Here is a 19,806-nt window from a genome sequence, read left to right as displayed (position 1 = left end):
CCTATTTTAAAAATATAAAAATTAAAAAAACAAAAATTATAACAAAATTGAGAATAATAGAAATTTTAGAAATTTTTTTATATTTTTTATATTGCATAAAACGCTTGGTATTTTTTTCTTCTAAATGATCTATTAGGGCTAAATATTGCTTAAAATCAAAGCTGTAATTTTTATGTAAAATTGGCAAATTTGTGCTAACACTTTGCATAATTTTATGATAGCCCCAATATTTTCGCATCAAAATAGGAGATTTTAAAGCCATTAAGCCTAAAAAATATCTTAAATTTTCCTTTTCGGGTTTGACATTAAACTCCCCTATCTCATTTGCAAAAGCTTTTTCTAACAAAGCCATATCCTCAAATTCTAAAAAAGTCTCCATTAGCATATAGCTTTCCATTTCTTCTCGCTTCATCGTGCGTTCTGTGCGAACGGAAATATTGCTTGTCTTAGGATCAAAACGATAGCGTATTAAAAATTCGTCAATAAGCTTAATTTCTCCATTTTTCAAAATTTTAATAAACATTTGCGTATCTTGATGATTACACATTGACACATCTAAGGGATAAAGTGTGCTTGAAAAAAGCTCTCTTCTTATCGTTAATCCCACAGAACTTAAGCAATTTCCCATCATAAAAAACTGATTGATTAATTCACTTCTTGCTCTAAGTTTTAAATAAGCTTCCTTAGAAGTTATTTGATTATCCCTATCAATGACTCGCGTATTGGGAACAAAAGCTAAAATATCAGGATTTTCCAAAGCGTGATGATAAATGCGTTCTAAAGCATTATCTTCGAAAATATCGTCACTCGCACAAAACACAATCAAATCTCCGTTTGAGTTTTCAAAAGCGGTGTTTAGTGCTGCATTTATGCCCTTATTATACTCGTGCTGTATTAGTTTAATGCGCTCATCTTTAAATTTAGCAATCTCTTTTACATTATCATCACTAGAGCAATCATCTACAATTATAAGCTCAAAATTCTCAAAACTTTGCCTTAAAACACTCTCTATAAAAAATCTCACAAATTTTTCATGATTGAAGCTTGGACATAAAATCGAAATTTTTGAAGCCATTAGACAGCCTTTTATAATAAAATTTAAAGAAATTAAATAATATCATAAATTTGCCACATTTATCTTTACCCTTATAAAAAATATAATCCACAAAACCGATCTTATAGGTATAAAAAGATAAGCTTTGGTAATTTTCAAGGAGATGTCGTTCTATCTCCTCTTTTTCTTCTTTATTAAATTGTTTTCGATTTTTAAAATACATTTTTAAATTTCCATAAAAAATATTAAATCTTGATTGATTGAGTTTTTTTAAAATTTTATGAGACAAATTAAGAGAGATTGCAAGTTTTTCTAAATTTTCTGCTGTTTTGTAAGTATCAAAAAGTCTTGGACTCAATCGCCTAGTCACACTTTGTAAATTTGCAAAAACTACCCCCCCCCCCCCCCGTGAAGAAAGCTATGTTAGAAGCATTTAAAAATAAAATTCTTGTTAAAAATTCATCCGCATTCATTCCCTCATAGTTCTCATCATAATATTTTTTTGCAAAAAGACTTTTATAAAGACTAAATCCACGAATACGCCAATCAATTATATATTCAAATGCCTCCCTACCATTAATTATTTTGTGAAGCCATTTTAAGTCATTATCGATGCAAACATATCTCTTTTCTCCATAAACCATATCACCCACAACAATATCCGCCCCACTTTCATCATAACGCTTCAAGCCAAGCTCTAAATAATTTAATTCAAACATATCATCACTATCTAAATGCGTTAAAAGCTCACCATTTACATAAGGAATGGCAAATTGCCTTGCTTTAAATGCATTTTTTTCATTTTCTTTGTGTAAAACCAAAATTCTATCATCTTTATTTGCATATCTTTGTAAAATTTCCAAAGTCTCATCACTTGAGCCATCATCGACACATATAAGCTGCCAATTAGAATAAGTTTGATTTAGCACACTTTCAATAGCTTTATCCACCCATTTAGCACTATTGTAACAAGGCATTATAATTGAAATTTGAATCATTTTTTCCTCGCTTCAATCTTAAATCCATCTATACCAGAAAGTATAAATTTATCATCAAATTCCTTAAAAACTTTTCTTCCAATAAATTTTTTACTTAGTCTTGACTTTACAATTTGAAAATGATTAATTTGTGGAAGTTGATATTCTTCAAAAATAAATGCACGAAGTTCATTGTGAATTTCAAAACTCGTCTTATTTAAATCAAGTTTTCTTTCAAATTCTATACTTTTTCTTGTAAAAAAACTTCCTATTAAATCTTGCTTTTGTCGCTTACAATTTCCACTTTCTAATTTTTTAAATTCTAATTTAAAAAGCAGAAAAGCATTTTTAAGATATTTAAAATACAAATCTCTAGCAGTATCATTAAGACCTATTTTAAAAAGTCTTTGAGAGATAATATCGCCCGTATCTATCCCATCATCAATATAATGCAAAGTGACTCCAGCCTCATTTTCTCCATATAAAATAGGCATTATGGAAGTATAAACACCCTTATATTTAGGCAAATTTGAAAAATGAATATTAAAGAGCCTCTTGCTTACAAATTTTTCAGGCTTGATAATTAAATCAAATTCTAAAGAAATAAAAAGCAAATCTTTCACACTATAACATTCCTCTAAACTCACAATTTTTACGCCATATTTTTGAGCAACCTTTTTTAAGGATCTTTGCCAAGTGTCCTTTCCCTCATCATTTTGATTAGGCACCACGATTAAATCTTTTGGCTCATAAAATGTAAGTAAAAATTCCAAAGCATTAACGGCAATATCATTTTTTCCAGCTATGCAAACTTTCATCTATGCCACCTCATTTGCAAAGCTTGTATGAAAAATTACGCGATTATTTTTTAGAAGAGTTACCCCCCCCCCCCCCCCGTTAATATTCAGCTCATAAAAACTATGCACAATTGTCCTTGCACCAAAGCCCTCTTTTTGTGCGATAAGTCCTTCGTTTAAGAATAAGCCATTATTTTCTGTGGAGATTCCAAAGTCAAAGTATTGTTTTGTTGTAGCATATTTATCTATCAATGTTTTTATAAGTAAGTCTAGCGCACCTACCGCCCTGCCCTTTTCACTTGTTGCTAAATATTGTGTATGCACGAGATTTGGATAGATAAAAAGCAAAGTAGCTGCTAGAATCTCATTATTTTGTTTTGCAATGTAGAGAGTAATATTTTCTTTAAATCTATTATGAAGTAATTCTAACTCTTTGGCTGAATGCACAGCTTGTGTATTATGCTTTGTTTGCAAGACTTCATTTAATAGTGTGATAAAAGCAGGGAAGTTGGTGGAAGATTCTATAACCACACCTTCACGCTTTGCCCTAGAAATCTGTGCTTTTCTACCCTTTGGCATTGAAAGTAAATGTGCTAAATTAATGCTTGAAGAACAATCTGTGCGGCAGGGCTTTGCCCCAAAGAGAGACAACGCATATATATCCTCTTGTGCGGGGTATTTATGATAAATATAGGGGATTGCTTTATAAATCATCTTTTGTGCCTTAATCTCTCGCATATACTCTAATAACGCCTCGAAACACTCAAGCATTTTGTATTGCTTCATTATGGAATTAGTGATAAACCCACCAAAAGTTAGCCCTTGATGAGAATATAATACACAATCTTTGATATTTAAAGGTAAAAGGGCGATAAGCTTAGAATCTTCATAAAACATTAATGAATGATCCATAAATCTATCAGCGTGATAATCCATATAATTTCTATCAAACATAAAGATTCCATTTTTAGCATTTTGATTAAATAAATTCCACTCTTTAATCTTTATTTCCTCATAAATGGAAATTTTTATCATTTAAAGCCCTCTAATTGTCTAATTTTAATCGCGGGAATTCCGGCATAAACACCAAATTCATCAGTATCTTTAGTTAGCACAGCACCGGCACCGATAATACAGCCTCTTCTAAGTCTAACACCGGGCATTATAGTTACATTTGCACCAATCCAAACATCATCTTCAACAATAATCTTTATATTTTTTTTAATTAATTTTTCCCTCACATAAGAATTTTGGGTCAAAAGTAAAGAATTATTGGGTTCACTATTTGCTATAAAAGTAACATTAGGAGCGATAGAAACTCTCTTAGCGACAAAAACGCAAGGGCTAAAATCATCATTCATTGTAAATTTTAAACCTAAATTTGAAAAAGTCCCCTCATCCATAATGAAGCCTAAGCGTCTTAAATAAAGTTTTCTAATTTTCGCATCTGGATAGTAAAAAGCAATAAATTTAACAGCTCTTATACTCAAACGATCACAAGAATGTTTCAAAAAATTATGAAAACAATTCTCTATTTTATTAAATATCCAAACATATATTGCATACATTAAAACTGCCTCAAAAATTCATCATAATCGCGGATATACTCACTCTCATCATAAAAATCGCTTGCCAAAATCATTAGCTTACAACCATATGAGAAATTTCGCATTTCCCGCCACATATTTTTACCTATATAAAGCCCTATATCTGGGCGATTTAAAAACACATTTTGCCTTTTAGTTCCATCATCTAACACAAACTCACAGGAGCCATCCATAGCGACGATAAGTTGCTCCAAATGCTTATGTGCATGTCCCCCTCTTTGAAATTCTGGCTTAGTATCAAAGATATAATACACTCTTTTAATCTCAAAAGGGATATTTTTTAAATTTTCCAAAGCTACCAATTTCCCCCTCTCGTCAGCCTTTACATCTAATTTCATTACCTTACAATTCATAGCTACGCCACCTCCAAAAGATAACGAAGGCTACTTACTCCCCCCCCCCCCCACATCTGCTTAAAAGCTTCATAATCGTAAATATATTCATCTTTATCATAATAACAATCACTCAAAACAAGCAAAATGCAATTTTCACTAAAATGATACATCTCTTTCCATAACATTTTGTCTAAATATAAAGCTTTTTGGGGACTATCTAGTAAAAATTCCTCTTTTTTTACACCATTATCTACACAAATTTTACACGCACCCTGCAAGGTTACAAAAAGAAATTGAGAATTTTTATTAGCGTGCTCTCCCCTTATGACATCTTTTGGCACACCAAAGATATAAAAGGCTCTTTTAATCTCAAAAGGGCAATTTACATTCTTTTGTAAGGCTATAAGCATAGAGCCTTTGTCATTATGCATTTGCAAATCAATCATCTTATACATCTTTATTCCTCCTGTTTGATTTCTTTAATTAATCTTGCGGGATTGCCAGCTATAATTAAATTTGCTCCAAAAGACTTTGTTACCACACTGCCACTTCCCACAACACAGCCACTTCCAAGTTTTACACCTTTTAACACAATAACATTATTCCCTATAAAGCAGTTATCTCCTATCTCCACACTCGCACTTTGTATATATTTCTCATCATTTCTATTTTTTATTGTAAGTGCGTGAAAATCAGAACTCATAACCTGAAAATTTGTCCCTATAAAGCAATTTCTGCCAATATGGATACCCTCTCTATACGCAACAAGAGAAAAATTGTTATTAATAAATGTTCCAGAATCTATACTTATCATAGTATTACCCCCCCCCGCACATCAATGTGATTGCACGCATTAAAAAATAAAGGAGACGGATAATAGCCCAGATGCACATTATCAGCAATACATATTTTACCCTCATTCACGCTATGAAAAATCGTAGCTGAATGTATTTTAAAACCCCCAGACACTTTAACATTAGAAACGAAATGACGATAATACGCCACTCTTATTTTTTGCAATATTCTAGCTACTTTATTCATAAAACACTCCTATATTTTCTCACATAATACCGCAATGTCTTCTCTAGCCCACTTGCGAAACTCTCTTGTGGCTTCCAGCCCAGAATCTTAGCTATCTTGCTAGAATCAATGGCATAACGCCTATCGTGTCCTGCCCTATCCTGCACAAAAGCAATTTGACTTTGATAAGACTTTTTATCCGCCCTTGGGGCAATCTCATCAAGCAATGCACAAATATGCTTTACAATCTCTATATTCACACGCTCACAATTCCCACCGACATTAAAAGTCTCACCATAGCATTGTGAGTGAAACACTACATCAATAGCACGGCAATGATCCTCCACATAGAGCCAATCACGCACATTTTTACCATCGCCATAAATAGGTATTGTCTCACCTTGCAGAGCGTTACGAATGATTGTAGGGATAAGCTTTTCATCGTGTTGCTTAGGACCATAATTGTTAGAGCAATTTGTAATAAACGCCTTTAATCCATAGGTATGGATATAAGATCTCACAAGCATATCGCTTGATGCCTTAGAAGCTGAATAGGGGGAGTTTGGTGCATAGGGTGTAGATTCTGTAAAATACCCACTCTCGCCCAAAGAGCCAAAAACTTCATCAGTGCTAATGTGATGAAACACACAATTTTCCTTGCCTCTTTTTGCAATATGCGGTGCTTCAAACCAATGTAAATAAGCAGTATGCAAAAGATTAAAAGTCCCATTGACATTTGTTTTTATAAACGCATTGGGATTGGCAATAGAATTATCTACGTGAGATTCAGCAGCAAAATGTATCACACTTTCAATCTCATATTTTTTGAAAATTTCATCTACCAAGCCTTCATCACAAATATCGCCCTGTATAAAAGTATAATTGTTGAAATTTTCCACACCTTTTAGATTCTCTAAACTTCCAGCGTAAGTAAGCAGATCTAAATTTACAATGTGATAATTTGGATATTTTTTCAAAAAATACAACACAAAATTGCTACCGATAAAACCAGCCCCACCTGTTATTAAAATACTTTTCACTGCCCTGCCCTACTTAAGTCTAAAAGATTTTTCAAATACTCACCATAGCCACTTTTTTGCAAAATGTAAGCACGCTCTAGCAATTTTTCTTCATCAATCCAGCCATTATGATAGGCAATCTCCTCTAAACACGCGATTTTATAGCCCTGTCGTAACTCAATAGTCTGCACAAAAGTAGAAGCCTCCACAAGACTATCGTGCGTGCCTGTATCAAGCCACGCAAAGCCCCTGCCTAGCACTTGAGATCTTAACTTATTTTGCTTAAGATATGCAATATTTACATCAGTGATTTCTAGCTCTCCCCTTGCACTAGGCTTTAAAGATTTAGCAATAGAAATAGCGTTGTTATCATAGAAATATAACCCAGTTACCGCAAAATTACTCTTAGGATTAAGTGGCTTCTCTTCAATGCTTAACGCCCTGCCCTCTTTATCTATCTCTACTACACCAAAACGCTCTGGGTCTTTAACGCGATAGGAAAAAATCGTAGCAATGCCATTTTGTGCCTCTTGCTTTGCCTCTAAAAGCATAGGCGAAAAGCCCTGCCCATAAAAGACATTATCCCCCAGAATCAATGCTACATCATCATTGCCTACAAACTGCTCTGCTAAAATAAGTCCTTGAGCTAATCCATCAGGGCTCTCTTGTATAGAATACTCAATCTCCATACCAAGCCAACTACCATCGCCAAAAATCTCTCTAAATCTTGGTGTATCTTTAGGGGTAGAAATGATTAAAACCTCTCTAATTTGCGCAAGCATTAGCACAGATAATGGATAATAAATCATAGGCTTATCATAAATAGGCAACAACTGCTTAGACACCATAAGCGTAGATGGATAGAGTCTTGTCCCACTTCCACCTGCTAAAATAATTCCTTTCATTTTTCCTCTTTTTTTACTAATTCTATTTTTTCTTTCTTAATCAACTTTAAATATCTCTTCTTTAAATCTAAAGTCTCTTTTTCTAGGTGCATAAAAAGCTTTTCATTTAAAGAATTTGGCGGAAAATTTTTAGCAATACTTTTGATAAACTTAAGGCTTTTTTTCTTATCTTCATAATTTTGCCTTAAAATCATCTCATCTTTGCTCTCATAACGCCCAAAAGCGTTAAATTCGTAGCGGTAAATACTATGCTTAAAAATAGCTATACTTTCACAAAACATAAAATAAATATAGCAAAAAAGCACATCTTCGCCATAGCACAAAAACGCATTTTTATCAACAAACTCAAAACATTTTAAAGCCAAATCCTTACGAAAAACCTTAGCCCAAACCGACCAGCAAAAATGCCTTTGCTCTGCCAAAAAACTTAAAAACTCATTTTTATTAAAAAGCCTATCTTGCTTAAAACGATAAAATTGCTTTATTTTAACCCTATGCACAAAAGAGTCAAAAAGCACCACATCAGCTTTTAAATTTAAACTTTCAAAAACCCTTTTTAACGCCCCATCGCATAAATAATCATCTGCGTCTAAAAACATCAAAAAAGGCGAATTTGCCCTTAAAATTCCCTCGTTTCTACTTGCAAAAGTGCCTAAGTGTGTGGCATTACTAAAAAGCTTAAATCGTCTATCCTTTTTAACAAATTCTAAAGCTATCTTAGCTCCCTCATCTTCGCTTTTATCGTCAATAATAATCACTTCATAATTGATAAAATCTTGATTTTGACAGCTTTTTAAGGCTCTGTGTATGAAATTTTCGCAGTTATGAAGTGGGATGATGATAGAAATTATTGTCATTTTTAGCCTATTTTGTTAAAATTGAAATTTTATCACATAAGGGCAAAATATGAAAATTTTTATCAATCTTCCCACTTGGCTAGGCGATTGCGTTATGGCTAGTGCGGCGATTTATGGCATTAAAGAGCGGTTTAAAGAAGCGGAATTTGTCTTTTTTGGCTCTTTTGTAGCGACAGGGCTTTTTAAAGAATTTCCCAACTCAAGCATTATCTTAGAAGATAAAAAAAAGCGCTACAAACAAGCCTTTCATTTGCGTCAAAATCATCAATTTGACCTTGCATTTTCTTTTCGCTCGGCACTTTCGGCAAAGCTTATTTTAAAAATCATAAAATCCAAAAAAAAATTTTGTTTCAACAAAAAAATCTTAAAAGACTCACATCAAGTTTTAAAATACTTAAATTTCATTGAGCATACTTTAAATTTTCAAATCTCATCAAAAGATTTAAAACTACCCATCAAAACGAAATTTAAAGCACCCCTACAACTTAAAAGTGGCAAAAAAATTCTCGCTTTAAACCCTGGTGCAAGCTATGGGAGTGCTAAACGCTGGGATGAAGAGTATTTTGCAAAAGTGGGGTTTGAATTTGCCAAAAGCCACGAAATTATTATTCTTGGGGCGGGTAAAGAAGAGGCTATCATTTGTGCTAGAATTGCCAACATACTCGCACAAAAAGGCGTTAGGGCGAAAAATTTATGCAACAAAACAAGCATTCAAACCCTCGCACAAAATATCGCCTTAAGTGATATTTTCCTCACAAATGACAGCGGAGCCATGCACATAGGTGCGGCTTTAAAGGTGAAAATGCTAGTGATTTTTGGACCGACTAAATTCACTCAAACCTCACCTTGGCAGAGCGAAAATGCTAAAATTATCCATCTTAATTTAGCTTGTATGCCCTGTATGAAACGCACCTGCATACTAAAACACCATAAATGTATGAAAGATTTAAGTCCTAAAATGGTGATAGAAAAATTGAAAGAATTTAAGATTTAAAGGAACTTTGTGCCAACTCTTGCAAGCTAAAATCCGCCACTTTTTCATAGCTAAAGCCCTTTTTAGCTATGAAATCTAACAAAGTTTTCTCCATAATACTAGCCGCTTTTATAATCTCAGCTGAAAGCTCAAAACTCATAGGCTCAATGCGTCTTGGCACTGCAGCTAAAATTTGTGTATGCGGTAAATCCCCAGCTAATTCCATATATTGTAGCGTTTGAAGCATTTCTATCTCGTGTGCGCTTCCACTCCAACTCACCCTCTTTGGCATTGCATCATAAGGGAAAAAAAACACCTCGCCCACCTCTGCGTTGTCCGCATCAATGCAGTCAAGAATAATCATTTCATCATATTCTGCAATAATATAACTCAAATGCAAGGCTAAAGTGCCTCCATCGATGAAAGTAAGGCTGTGAGTTGGATGATGGAAGCGGTAGTTTTTTTCAAGCTGTTTGCAAAGATGAACGCCTAAGCCTTCATCCGCAAACATAATATTTCCTATGCCAAGCACAAGAAATTTCAATTTTTCTCTTCCTTAATGAATTTATAGCCGCTAACAATAGCATCAAGTGCGCCGTCTCTACCCTTAATGGCATTAAAGATAGCCATATAAATATGCACAGGGACAAAAATTAAAATTACCCACATTAAAATTCTATGATAAGTTCTAACCTCAGCCAATCCTCCCATCATAGCCTCCAATGGTCTTAACGCACTATAAAGCATACCACCCAAACCCTCGTGATAAGCGTGAGTGTAGAGTATAAGTCCCGTTAAGATAATACCAACAATCACAAGATAAAAGAAAAGGTAGGTTACATATTGCAAAGGGTTATAAACACCCTTAAGTGGTGGATGCTTTCCTAAAAAAAGATAAAATTTAATCTGTTCTATCCAAACCTTAAGATTAAAAACATCAGCGATACTTGCCTTTTCTTTGCGACTCCACTTATCAAAAAAGAATAAATATGCCTTAAAAATAACGCACCCTATCAAAACAAAACCCACAGCCTGATGCACTAAGCGGTACTTTGCCTGCATAAAATTTGTAGGCTCACCTGTGCTAATAGGATTTTGAAAAACATAGGAAAGATAATATCCTGTCCCAACCAAAATCACAATAGCCACAGCCCTTATCCAGTGAGTTAAACGCAAACCTATGCTAAATTCATATTCTGCTTTTCTTTGCAATTTTTCTTCTTGTTTTTGCATCAAAGCCTCCTTACAAATTTACATTCACTTTATATTCGCTCAAATTATTTCCCTTAGTATCCATAACATGCACAGCACAGGCAATACAAGGGTCATAAGAATGAATTTTGCGTATGATTTCAAGAGGCTGCTTCACATCAGCTATCTTAAGTCCAATCAAGCACTGCTCATAACTTCCACCTACGCCATTTGCGTCTTTTGGAGAAGCATTCCAAGTGCTTGGCACAACAGCTTGCCAATTTTCAATCACACCATCTTTTATCCTACACCAATGGCTTAGTGTCCCACGAGGCACATGCCCCATATAACGCCCTTTGTATTCTTTATTTTTATCAATCACATAAGGCGCACAAGTGCTTTCATCAACCTTTAAATTTGCAACTAAATTATCAAAAGCTTTCAAAGCATTATTTGCTATGATTTTTGCTTCCAAACAACGCGTTGCCGTTCTTCCTAGTGTGCTAAATACAGCCGTTAGAGGAAGTCCTGTTTCTTTTAAGAATGTATCAACAACTGGAACGACATATTGATTTCCTTTAGCGTAATTGACAACAAGATTTGCCAAAGGTCCCACTTGCATAGGCTCACCCTCATAACGAGGAGCCTTAATCCAGCTATATTTACCCTTAGTATCGAAATTTTTAGTATGAGCTATTTTGCCGTGATGATCGATACTTTCGCCATCGACAAGCCCTGTGTAATTAGGATTTGTTTTGCCATCATAAGGATGTAAAGGCTCATTATCCGCATACCAAGAATGAGTCGCCTCTTCGGTAATCTTATCTTCTTCTACCTCATAAACCTTACTTAAATCGCCATTTTTAATAATGCCACTTTCAAAAAGCCACTCATCGCGACCCACTTGAAATTCTTTAAAAGTGTAAAGATTTGCCACACCGACATCATTTAACACACTAGCCTCATTTGCATAAGCTTTTCCTGCCATAATTAAATCAGGATAATAGGCACGGTTCACAAAATCCGCCACTTCTTTAAATTTCTCCAAATACTCACCCATTCTAGTAGGACTTAATAAATCCATAACACAAGTTACACCACCCACAGTTAAACTTTGCGGATGAGGATTTTTAGAACCGAAAATTGCCATACATTGTGCGATAATTCTTTGAATTCTAAGACATTCTAAATAATGCGAAAGGGCAATTAAATTCTCTTCCGCACTCAAACGATAGGTTGGATGTCCATAGTAAGCATTAGCAAAAGGTCCCAAATTTCCTTTATCAACAAAAGTCTTAAGTCTTTGTTGCACTTCTAATAATTTATCCGCACCTGTGGCGTAAGGATTTGGACTAAATTTAAAAGCCAAATCGCTCGCTTTTTTCACATCTGCACTTAAAGCACTTACTACATCAACCCAATCAAGCCCGTGAAGCTGATAAAAATGCACGATATGGTCGTGTAAAAATAATGCTGCATTCATTAAAGTTCTAGTTAGCAAAGCATTCAGCGGAGGGGTAATGCCAAGCGCATTTTCCACAGCAACAATTCCTGCTTTATAATGCGAAAAGGTGCAAACTCCACAGATTCTTTGCGTCATAAAACCTGCATCTCTTGGGTCGCGACCCTTAACGATGGTTTCAATACCACGCCATAAAGTAGAGCCCGCATACGCCTCTTTTACGACATTATTATCATCAACAACAACCTCAACCCTTAAATGCCCCTCAATTCTTGTAATCGGATCAACTATAATTCTTTGACTCATTTTTTACTCCTCATTTTTCTTCATAGAAGCAATAACTGCGTGTGCGGCTACGGCAACTCCGGTTAATGTTAAAACACCTATACCTATCTTATCCGAAACATTATCCGCTCCAAGTCCAAAAATAGGATCAAACTGACGACTTGCCATAGGCTCTTCAAAAGGTCCCATTGTGTCCCAGAAATTTGGCTCAGAACAACCTATACAGCCGTGTCCCGCTTGGATAGGCCAAGAAGTATGCTGATTAAATCTTTCTCTAGAGCAATTATTAAAAGTGTAAGGTCCCTTACAGCCCACTTTATAAAGGCAATATCCTTGCTTTGCACCCTCATCGCCAAAATGATGGACAAATTCACCCGCATCAAAACGCCCTCTTCTTTCACACAAATCGTGGATTCTTAAGCCGTAAGCCCATTTTGGTCTATTATAAACATCAAGGCTTGGAAGCTCTTTAAAGAGTAAAAGCTGAAGAACATTTCCTACGATATTTTTTTCACTTGGAGGACAACCGGGAACATTGATGATAGTTTTATTTGTAACCTTACTTAAAGGCTGAGAATTACTCGGGTTTGGTCTTGCTGCCTGAATTCCTCCAAAGCTAGAACAGGTGCCAATAGCCAAAATAGCATAAGCATTATCACTTGCCGCCTTTGCTATTTCATACCCCGTTTTTCCGTGAGGTCCAACCGTTAAATAAGATTCCTGGTCTCCCATAGGAATTCCACCCTCAACCATCAAAACATATTTGCCCTTATGCTTCTCAATAGCACTTTCTAAATTTTCTTCAGCTTGCCAACCAGAAGCCGCCATTACAGTTTCGTGATATTCTAAAGAAATATAATCAAAAATGAGACTATCAATCGTTGGCGTATCACTTCTTAGCAAACTTTCGCTACAACCCGTGCATTCAGCCATATGAAGCCACACAACAGGAAGTCTGTCTGCTAATTCAGCTGCCCTTGCTACCATAGGGGCAAAACTTGCAGGAAGTGCTAAAAATGCCGTCATAGCCCCTGCCCATTTCATAAAATCTCTTCTTGAAAAACCAGCCTTCTCTAAAGCCTTTGGGATAGAATTGCTAGACTTTAAAGAAGGAAGTTTTTCAAGTGCCTCTAAACGCGATTTGATTTGATTGAGTTCAAGCATTACTTTTCCTTCGGTTTAAATTTTATTCTCTAGAATGATAAAATAAAGTTTTTTAAACTTAAATTAACAATTTACAAATCTTAGAAAAAATTTATAAGAAATTTAAAATTAGCTTAATAAACCCTTCTTAAGCTTTCTTATCAAAAATCTCGCAGGGTGGATATAAGGGATAAAATCCGCATAAAAACCCAAAGGCTCATCATTTATCAAAGCACAAATATACCTAGCCGCAAGGACACTTGAGCTAAAAGCGCGTGAGCCGTGAGCGAAATTGAAATAAAGATTTGGGATATTTTGCGGTAAAATTTGAGGCTTATCTTTATGCCACAACAATGCCTTGTAATTTTCCTTATAAAATTCCTCATCATAAGCAGCCCCAACTATGCAAAATCTATCACTAGAATAGGAGCGAAACCCCACTCTAGAGCCTACAATCTCAATCTTTTCATCTCCTTTTAAAAATTCCTTTATGTTAAACAAATTTTCCTCATCATCTTCGACTTGACTTTTTTCATTCTCATTTAATCTATCATAAGTCGCACCAATGACTTGCAAATCCTCTTTTGCGGGGCAAATATAAGCCTTAGAAGAAAGGGGAAATTTGGTTTTTAAAAATGGTCTTAAATGCGTTACTTGCCCCCTTACCTTGCTTAAAAGCATAGCTTCATAATGCACAAATTCTTTCGCGTCAGCTCCTAAAGCATAAATTAAATTTCCAAATTCTTGCCTCTTTGGTGCATTTTTAAAATGCAAAATAAAATCCCCATCTTTTCGCTCATAATGGCTAAAATGATGATTAAAATGTATCTTTGCTTTAGCTTTTTTAAATAAATTTGACACAATTTCTCTAGGATAAATATGTCCTCCACAATCTAAAAACGCCTTGTTTTGCGTAATTTTAAAATAAGCATTATTTTTTTGCGTAAGAAACCTTTGCTGCATTTGCTCGTTGTGGGCAAATTCATAAACACCTTTTAAATTTAAGCCCAAAATTTGCCCATAAAAACGACTTGCCTCCACGAAAGCACTTAAAGAAAAATTTCCTAATATACTTTCAGGCTTTAAAATCAAAGAGCTTAAAATCCCACTTTCATTCGCACTAGCACCCTCGTAAAGCGTTAAATTTTTCTCAAAAATTTCTACTTCAAAACCTCGTAAAGAAAGCTCATAAGCTAAAACAGCCGCACAAATTCCAGCACCGATAATAGCGACTTTTTTACCTTTAAATGGAGTTGAGATTTTTTGAAAATAAGCTTCTTTGCTTGGAATTTGAACCTCTTTTTTTAAAAAAGCTTTTATCATCTCTCTTTTTTTAAAGCCTCTAGTTTTTTGCGCCTCAAAATCACAATTTTTAAGATTTTTTTGCAAAAAAGAAGAAGCAGAAAAGGTAAAAACTTTGGCATTGAGTTTAGATAATCTTGCAAGTTCAAAAAGCGTATTTTCATCAAACATTGTCAAATTTTTACTCGGTGTAAAACCATCTAAATACCAAATGTCTGCTTTAAAATCTAATCTTTTTAAAACGCTAATATCATCAAAAACAAGGTCTAAAAAGCAATCTTTAAAATAAAAGCGATAAATCCCACACGCACACTTAGGGTAAAAAAGCAAAAATTGCTCTAAAAGCTCTTTAAATTCCTCATAAATTCCAAGCCTTTCATATGCTTCACGCAAAAAGGAAGGCTCTAAATAAAACCCCTCCACACTCACATAAAAAAGTCTTTTAGGACGCTTTTTAGCCTTTAAAAAACTTTGCAAGGTTAAGAAAAAATTAAGCCCTATGCCAAAACCCGTTTCTGCAATGACAAAACTTTCACAATCCTGCCAAGAAAACGCTTCAGCGTAGATGAACTTACTCTCATCTACACCTTGATGAGAATTAAAATAAAAATCTTCAAAATCCAAAGAATAAGGCGTATTGTCTTTAAAAATAACTCTAGCTTTTTTCATCGATTGTGATAAAAATAAGTCTCAACCCCATCAGCAATACCCTTAGCCAATAAATCTTGGAAATTTTTATTTGCAATTCTACCACCCTCATTTGGATGTGTGATATAACCAATTTCTAGTAAAATAGCTGGCATAGAAGCTCCCACCAAAACCCAAAAAGGTGCTTCTCTCACACCCCCATCGACTATTTTATAACGCGTCCTAGTCTTAGCCAAAACACCTTTTTGTATATCGATGGCAAGTTTATTGGAGGCTACAATTTTTTCTCTATTTAAGAAATTTAAAATACTTTGCTTAGAAAAATAATTCATCTCTTCAAAATCACCCTGATTTTCCTTTTCTGCAGCTTTTTTACTACGCTCACTTCTTGCAGGACTTAAAAAGAAAGTTTCTAAACCTTCCGCACTTTTAGCTTTGGAAGTATTTGGGGCGGCGTTCGCGTGTATGGATAAAAATAAATCAGCCTTTCTATCATTAGCGATTTTAGTTCTATCTCTAAGATTGATAAATTTATCCGTCGTTCTTGTATAATAAACCTTAAAGCCCCTTTTTTTAAGCTCATTGCCTATCTTTAGCGTTGTGCTTAACACTATGTCCTTTTCCTTTAAACGCTTATTTTTACTTAAAGCTCCACTATCCTTACCGCCGTGTCCTGCGTCGATGACTATAATTTTACCTGATTTAAAGCTTTTATTTAAGGGGGTCTTACTGGAAGATTTCGCACTTGTCTTAACACTTACACTTTGCTCTTTAGGCTCATCAAAAGCCAAAGCTAAACTTTCATCATCGATATCTTTATAAAGCTTAAATTCCTTAGGTGAGCTTAATACCACACGCACGACTTTAGGATTATACTGCGTTACGGTAATGGCGTTTTTGCCATAAGTATAACTTTTCCTATCTCCCCCTAACACACCCTTGAAGCTAATGATTTGCCTATAAAATCTAGAATCTTTTGTGTCAAAAATATCAAAATCCTCGTCTTCAAGCTCCTCGTCAAATTTCAAAACGACACCATTTTCTTTCTTATCCACATCGACGATATATAGGGATTTTTCTTTTTGATTTTTAGTTTGCTGAGGCTTTTCTACCTTTTGATTTTTTTGCTTTTCTTCTGCTTGTGTTTTTTGAGCGCTTTGCGTTTTTTGTATATTTTTTTCCTCACCAACCAAAAGGCTTAATTTATCGCTCTCCTCTTTTAAATTTAGCTTTATTTTCTCTTTAGCCCTAAGAACTATGCGGACAACTTTTGGATTATATTGAGAAAGGATAATGCTATAATCTTTAAATTTATACTCCTTCCTACCTCCCTCCAAAACAGCTTCAAAATCAACAATATGCCTATAATTTCCCTTTTCGTCTAGGACAAAATCCTTAAATTCACCAAAATTTGTATTTAAATCAAGCTCCACGCCATTTATGAGCTTTTTAGAATCTAAGATATAAATTTTTTCTTCTTTTTTTACATTTTTATCTTTTTGTAAGACTTGTTTTACCTCTTCTTTTTTTACATTTTCTTTTGACTCTTTTTTTGGATTTTCTTTCACGCTATCAAATGAAGATTTTTCCATAACTTTCTTATTTTCAAGCTTGACATCTTTAATCACAGCCTTCCTTAAAGACTCGATATTTGCCTTGCTAACGCCACTTTCTTCAAGCTCCTCGGCATAAGATTTATCATCAAGACCAAGCGTATTAGCGCTAATGATAAGGCGTTTAAGAATTTCTAATTTCGTTTTATCATCATCATTTATCACGCTTTGGATGTATAAACTCTTAAGCTGCTGATGTAATTTTACCTGCACATCATTTCTAGCACCCACAAAGCTCTTATCAAATTCTTCAATTTGCTTTTCAAAAGCTCCAAAACAAAGACAAAAAAATAAAAAAAGTGGAAATAAAATGCGCATTATTCGCCATTTACAAGTTTATCCATAAGCTCTTTTACACTAATGAGCCTATCAAGCCTATATCCATTTGCACCTGTAAAAAATAATCCCGTATCCTTCTTTCCCGACCAAGCATCAAAAAGCCTATCCGCTATACAATATCCCACCTTAGTCGCCTCCTTGCCTCTCCCACAAGGGCTAACGCAATTGCTAATACAATTAATCTTTGGTCCCATTCTTTTCGCAACCAAATCAAGCAAATTCGTCTGCACTCCTCTTGCTGGGTATCCTACGGGCGATTTTATGAGTTTTATATCCTCTTCTTTGGAGGCAAGTAGCACTTCTTTAAAATTCTCACTCGCATCACACTCAAAAGTGCCGATGAAACGCGTCCCCATCTGCACTCCACTTGCACCCAAACTTAACATTTTCTCAATATCTTTTTTATCCCACACGCCCCCAGCTGCTATCACAGGAAAATTTCCCCAATTTTTCGCTTCCTCAACCACAGGAGCGATTAAATTTTCTAAAGCAAAATTTGGGTCTAAGCACTGCTCGTAAGTAAAACCTTGATGTCCGCCACTTTTTGGTCCCTCTAAAACTACCGCATCAGGCAAACGCTTATAACGCCCCTGCCACCTTTTACAAATGATTTTCAAAGCCTTAGCTGAAGAGATAATAGGCACTAAAGCCACATCTGGAAAATCTGCCGTAAATTCAGGCAAATTCGTAGGCAAACCAGCACCAGAAACTATGACATTAAAACCCACCTCACAAGCATCACGGGCAATTCTAGCATAATCATTACTCGCACAAAGTATATTACAACCCAAAGGTGCGTCGCCACAAACCTTTCTAGCATTAGCAATTAAGGCTTTCAAGCCCTCTTTAGAATAAAAATTCTCGCTTCCATAAGGCTTAGCATTTAATTCTTTGCCAATATGTGTCCTTTCTTCATAATACCCTGTTCCCACAGAAGAAATAATGCCAAGCCCCCCATTTAAAGAAACTGCCGAAGCAAGTTTGTCCCAACTAATGCCAAGCCCCATTCCACCTTGAAAAATGGGATATTTAATTGTATGTTTTCCTATTTGAAGAGATTTAAAACTCATTTTTTAACCTTTAATTTTGCGAATTTTCTTTTGCCAATTTGTAAAATATACTCACCTAGCTCAAGTTGCATTTGTTCATCTTTTACTTTTTGCGAATTAACACTTACACTATTTGCTATTATAGCCCTTCTTGCTGCTGAAGTAGAGCTTTCCAAACCACACTCCACCAAAGCCTTAGCTAACCATATACTGCCACTAACTTCAAATTCTGCAATTTCGCTTGGCAAAGCATTTGCACTATGCACCCTATCAAATTCGGCTTTTGCTTCACCTGCAAGTTTTTTAGAATGAAAACGCTCCGTAAGCTCTAAAGCCAAATTTTCCTTTACGATTTTAGGGTGCAAAGCTCCATTTTTAATGTCCTCTTTGATTTTTTCTATCTCTTTCAAACTTTTCTTGCTTAAAAGCTCATAATATCTAAACATAAGCTCATCGCTAATACTTAAAATTTTTGCATAAATATCTTTAGCATTTTCCGTAACACCGATGTAGTTATTTAAGCTTTTGCTCATTTTATTAACCCCATCAAGCCCCTCTAAAAGAGGCATCATAATGATGGCTTGTTCTTTTTTTACATCATAAATTCTTTGCAAAGTTCTACCCATTAAAAGATTAAATTTTTGGTCTGTTCCGCCCATTTCTATATCACTTTTTAACGCCACGCTATCATAACCTTGCAGCAAAGGATATAAAAATTCACAAATGCTAATCGAGCTTTGCTCCTTAAAACGCTTTGTAAAATCTTCCCTTTCGAGCATTCTAGCGACACTAAAAGTAGAAGTTAGCTCCACAATCCCAGCCGCCCCAAGCTCATTAAGCCACTTAGAATTAAACACGATATCCGTTTTATCTTTATCTAAAATTTTAAAAACTTGATTTTCGTAAGTTTTGGCATTTTTCAAAACTTCTTCTTTGCTTAATTTTTTTCGCGTAGCATTTTTGCCGCTTGGGTCGCCGATTTGCCCTGTGAAATCCCCTATCAAAAACTGCACCCTAGCACCGTGTTTTTGCAAAAAAGCCATCTTGCCTAACACCACGCTATGCCCTAAATGCAAATCAGGAGCTGTTGGGTCAAAACCCGCTTTAACATAGAAATTTTCGCCCTTTTCATAATAGTTTTTAATTAAAATTTCAATCCTAGCCTCGTCGATAATTTCCGCACAACCTCTTTTTACTTCCGCTAAAATTTCTTTTATATCCATACAAACC

22 protein-coding genes are annotated in these 19,806 nt (G+C 35.0%); 1 reads left to right on the top strand and 21 read right to left on the bottom strand.

Annotated features, from left to right (window positions below; all coding sequences use genetic code 11):
• Position 1 precedes the first annotated feature (1 nt).
• The 13 genes from CHELV3228_RS02625 to CHELV3228_RS02570 are packed head-to-tail and all read right to left on the bottom strand — an operon-like array spanning position 2 to position 8,571.
• Positions 2-1,075: a glycosyltransferase family 2 protein gene (locus tag CHELV3228_RS02625; protein ID WP_082199411.1), complete on the bottom strand. Its 1,074-nt coding sequence runs from the start codon at positions 1,073-1,075 to the stop codon at positions 2-4.
• Entirely contained in the window at positions 1,032-1,424 is a 393-nt protein-coding gene (locus tag CHELV3228_RS02620) for a hypothetical protein (RefSeq protein WP_141081303.1), read from the bottom strand. The genes CHELV3228_RS02625 and CHELV3228_RS02620 overlap by 44 nt, the downstream gene beginning before the upstream one ends.
• A complete protein-coding gene (locus CHELV3228_RS02615) occupies positions 1,417-2,052 on the bottom strand; it encodes a glycosyltransferase family 2 protein (RefSeq protein ID WP_082199409.1) in 636 nt (211 codons plus the stop codon). Before CHELV3228_RS02615 ends, CHELV3228_RS02620 begins: the two co-directional genes overlap by 8 nt.
• Positions 2,049-2,849 (bottom strand): formyl transferase, encoded by an 801-nt coding sequence (locus tag CHELV3228_RS02610; RefSeq protein WP_082199408.1) that lies wholly within the window; start codon positions 2,847-2,849, stop codon positions 2,049-2,051. Before CHELV3228_RS02610 ends, CHELV3228_RS02615 begins: the two co-directional genes overlap by 4 nt.
• Positions 2,850-3,863: a GNAT family N-acetyltransferase gene (locus CHELV3228_RS02605; RefSeq protein WP_082199407.1), complete on the bottom strand. Its 1,014-nt coding sequence runs from the start codon at positions 3,861-3,863 to the stop codon at positions 2,850-2,852.
• A complete protein-coding gene (locus CHELV3228_RS02600) occupies positions 3,860-4,396 on the bottom strand; it encodes an acyltransferase (protein WP_082199406.1) in 537 nt (178 codons plus the stop codon). The genes CHELV3228_RS02605 and CHELV3228_RS02600 overlap by 4 nt, the downstream gene beginning before the upstream one ends.
• The gene (locus CHELV3228_RS02595) at positions 4,396-4,788 is read right to left on the bottom strand and encodes a sugar 3,4-ketoisomerase (RefSeq protein ID WP_082199405.1); all 393 of its coding nucleotides are present in this window, start codon (positions 4,786-4,788) and stop codon (positions 4,396-4,398) included. The genes CHELV3228_RS02600 and CHELV3228_RS02595 overlap by 1 nt, the downstream gene beginning before the upstream one ends.
• Before the next feature lie 2 nt (positions 4,789-4,790).
• On the bottom strand, positions 4,791-5,225 hold the full coding sequence (locus tag CHELV3228_RS02590) for a sugar 3,4-ketoisomerase (RefSeq protein ID WP_082199404.1): 435 nt from the start codon (positions 5,223-5,225) through the stop codon (positions 4,791-4,793).
• A gap of 2 nt (positions 5,226-5,227) precedes the next feature.
• Positions 5,228-5,584 carry an acyltransferase gene (locus CHELV3228_RS10200; RefSeq protein WP_167562783.1) on the bottom strand — a complete coding sequence of 119 codons (357 nt, stop codon included), beginning with the start codon at positions 5,582-5,584 and terminating at the stop codon, positions 5,228-5,230.
• Entirely contained in the window at positions 5,581-5,811 is a 231-nt protein-coding gene (locus tag CHELV3228_RS10195; RefSeq protein WP_167562782.1) for a hypothetical protein, read from the bottom strand. Before CHELV3228_RS10195 ends, CHELV3228_RS10200 begins: the two co-directional genes overlap by 4 nt.
• Positions 5,808-6,830, bottom strand: coding sequence for a dTDP-glucose 4,6-dehydratase (gene rfbB, locus CHELV3228_RS02580; RefSeq protein ID WP_082199403.1), 1,023 nt, complete (start codon positions 6,828-6,830; stop codon positions 5,808-5,810). The genes CHELV3228_RS10195 and rfbB overlap by 4 nt, the downstream gene beginning before the upstream one ends.
• On the bottom strand, positions 6,827-7,714 hold the full coding sequence (gene rfbA, locus CHELV3228_RS02575) for a glucose-1-phosphate thymidylyltransferase RfbA (protein ID WP_082199402.1): 888 nt from the start codon (positions 7,712-7,714) through the stop codon (positions 6,827-6,829). Before rfbA ends, rfbB begins: the two co-directional genes overlap by 4 nt.
• Positions 7,711-8,571 (bottom strand): glycosyltransferase family 2 protein, encoded by an 861-nt coding sequence (locus CHELV3228_RS02570; RefSeq protein WP_082199401.1) that lies wholly within the window; start codon positions 8,569-8,571, stop codon positions 7,711-7,713. The genes rfbA and CHELV3228_RS02570 overlap by 4 nt, the downstream gene beginning before the upstream one ends.
• A 49-nt stretch (positions 8,572-8,620) precedes the next feature.
• On the opposite strand from CHELV3228_RS02570, the gene waaF reads away from it, so the two are divergent.
• Positions 8,621-9,565 carry a lipopolysaccharide heptosyltransferase II gene (gene waaF / locus CHELV3228_RS02565; RefSeq protein WP_082199400.1) on the top strand — a complete coding sequence of 315 codons (945 nt, stop codon included), beginning with the start codon at positions 8,621-8,623 and terminating at the stop codon, positions 9,563-9,565.
• On the opposite strand, the gene CHELV3228_RS02560 is transcribed toward waaF, so the two are convergent.
• The 8 genes from CHELV3228_RS02560 to tyrS all read right to left on the bottom strand — a co-directional run bounded on the left by CHELV3228_RS02560 (position 9,555) and on the right by tyrS (position 19,799).
• Entirely contained in the window at positions 9,555-10,088 is a 534-nt protein-coding gene (locus tag CHELV3228_RS02560; protein ID WP_082199399.1) for a HyaD/HybD family hydrogenase maturation endopeptidase, read from the bottom strand. The genes waaF and CHELV3228_RS02560 overlap by 11 nt on opposite strands.
• Positions 10,085-10,777, bottom strand: coding sequence for a Ni/Fe-hydrogenase, b-type cytochrome subunit (cybH, locus tag CHELV3228_RS02555; RefSeq protein ID WP_082199398.1), 693 nt, complete (start codon positions 10,775-10,777; stop codon positions 10,085-10,087). Before cybH ends, CHELV3228_RS02560 begins: the two co-directional genes overlap by 4 nt.
• Positions 10,778-10,787: 10 nt before the next feature.
• Positions 10,788-12,503: a nickel-dependent hydrogenase large subunit gene (locus CHELV3228_RS02550; protein WP_082199397.1), complete on the bottom strand. Its 1,716-nt coding sequence runs from the start codon at positions 12,501-12,503 to the stop codon at positions 10,788-10,790.
• Between the two features lie 3 nt (positions 12,504-12,506).
• On the bottom strand, positions 12,507-13,646 hold the full coding sequence (locus CHELV3228_RS02545; protein WP_082199396.1) for a hydrogenase small subunit: 1,140 nt from the start codon (positions 13,644-13,646) through the stop codon (positions 12,507-12,509).
• A gap of 108 nt (positions 13,647-13,754) precedes the next feature.
• A complete protein-coding gene (gene mnmC, locus CHELV3228_RS02540; protein WP_082199395.1) occupies positions 13,755-15,596 on the bottom strand; it encodes a bifunctional tRNA (5-methylaminomethyl-2-thiouridine)(34)-methyltransferase MnmC2/FAD-dependent 5-carboxymethylaminomethyl-2-thiouridine(34) oxidoreductase MnmC1 in 1,842 nt (613 codons plus the stop codon).
• Positions 15,593-17,509, bottom strand: coding sequence for an N-acetylmuramoyl-L-alanine amidase family protein (locus CHELV3228_RS02535; RefSeq protein WP_370445651.1), 1,917 nt, complete (start codon positions 17,507-17,509; stop codon positions 15,593-15,595). The genes mnmC and CHELV3228_RS02535 overlap by 4 nt, the downstream gene beginning before the upstream one ends.
• Positions 17,506-18,597 (bottom strand): nitronate monooxygenase, encoded by a 1,092-nt coding sequence (locus CHELV3228_RS02530; RefSeq protein ID WP_082199393.1) that lies wholly within the window; start codon positions 18,595-18,597, stop codon positions 17,506-17,508. The genes CHELV3228_RS02535 and CHELV3228_RS02530 overlap by 4 nt, the downstream gene beginning before the upstream one ends.
• Complete coding sequence (gene tyrS, locus CHELV3228_RS02525; RefSeq protein WP_082199392.1) at positions 18,594-19,799, bottom strand: tyrosine--tRNA ligase; 1,206 nt, start codon at positions 19,797-19,799, stop codon at positions 18,594-18,596. The genes CHELV3228_RS02530 and tyrS overlap by 4 nt, the downstream gene beginning before the upstream one ends.
• Positions 19,800-19,806 lie beyond the last annotated feature (7 nt).

Source organism: Campylobacter helveticus, assembly GCF_002080395.1.
GTDB lineage: Bacteria > Campylobacterota > Campylobacteria > Campylobacterales > Campylobacteraceae > Campylobacter_D > Campylobacter_D helveticus.
The sequence above is the reverse complement of the archived record's forward strand: the minus strand, read 5'-3'. Positions and strand labels throughout refer to the sequence as shown.

Bases quoted from the DNA above. Each gene is read 5' to 3' on its own strand.
- CHELV3228_RS10195 (WP_167562782.1), bottom strand. From the start codon at position 5,811: ATGAATAAAGTAGCTAGAATATTGCAAAAAATAAGAGTGGCGTATTAT.
- rfbA (WP_082199402.1), bottom strand. From the start codon at position 7,714: ATGAAAGGAATTATTTTAGCAGGTGGAAGTGGGACAAGACTCTATCCA.
- CHELV3228_RS02590 (WP_082199404.1), bottom strand. From the start codon at position 5,225: ATGTATAAGATGATTGATTTGCAAATGCATAATGACAAAGGCTCTATG.
- cybH (WP_082199398.1), bottom strand. From the start codon at position 10,777: ATGCAAAAACAAGAAGAAAAATTGCAAAGAAAAGCAGAATATGAATTT.
- CHELV3228_RS02550 (WP_082199397.1), bottom strand. From the start codon at position 12,503: ATGAGTCAAAGAATTATAGTTGATCCGATTACAAGAATTGAGGGGCAT.
- CHELV3228_RS02615 (WP_082199409.1), bottom strand. From the start codon at position 2,052: ATGATTCAAATTTCAATTATAATGCCTTGTTACAATAGTGCTAAATGG.
- waaF (WP_082199400.1), top strand. From the start codon at position 8,621: ATGAAAATTTTTATCAATCTTCCCACTTGGCTAGGCGATTGCGTTATG.
- CHELV3228_RS02610 (WP_082199408.1), bottom strand. From the start codon at position 2,849: ATGAAAGTTTGCATAGCTGGAAAAAATGATATTGCCGTTAATGCTTTG.
- CHELV3228_RS10200 (WP_167562783.1), bottom strand. From the start codon at position 5,584: ATGATAAGTATAGATTCTGGAACATTTATTAATAACAATTTTTCTCTT.
- CHELV3228_RS02570 (WP_082199401.1), bottom strand. From the start codon at position 8,571: ATGACAATAATTTCTATCATCATCCCACTTCATAACTGCGAAAATTTC.
- CHELV3228_RS02595 (WP_082199405.1), bottom strand. From the start codon at position 4,788: ATGAATTGTAAGGTAATGAAATTAGATGTAAAGGCTGACGAGAGGGGG.
- CHELV3228_RS02605 (WP_082199407.1), bottom strand. From the start codon at position 3,863: ATGATAAAAATTTCCATTTATGAGGAAATAAAGATTAAAGAGTGGAAT.
- tyrS (WP_082199392.1), bottom strand. From the start codon at position 19,799: ATGGATATAAAAGAAATTTTAGCGGAAGTAAAAAGAGGTTGTGCGGAA.
- CHELV3228_RS02625 (WP_082199411.1), bottom strand. From the start codon at position 1,075: ATGGCTTCAAAAATTTCGATTTTATGTCCAAGCTTCAATCATGAAAAA.
- CHELV3228_RS02530 (WP_082199393.1), bottom strand. From the start codon at position 18,597: ATGAGTTTTAAATCTCTTCAAATAGGAAAACATACAATTAAATATCCC.
- CHELV3228_RS02545 (WP_082199396.1), bottom strand. From the start codon at position 13,646: ATGCTTGAACTCAATCAAATCAAATCGCGTTTAGAGGCACTTGAAAAA.
- CHELV3228_RS02600 (WP_082199406.1), bottom strand. From the start codon at position 4,396: ATGTATGCAATATATGTTTGGATATTTAATAAAATAGAGAATTGTTTT.
- mnmC (WP_082199395.1), bottom strand. From the start codon at position 15,596: ATGAAAAAAGCTAGAGTTATTTTTAAAGACAATACGCCTTATTCTTTG.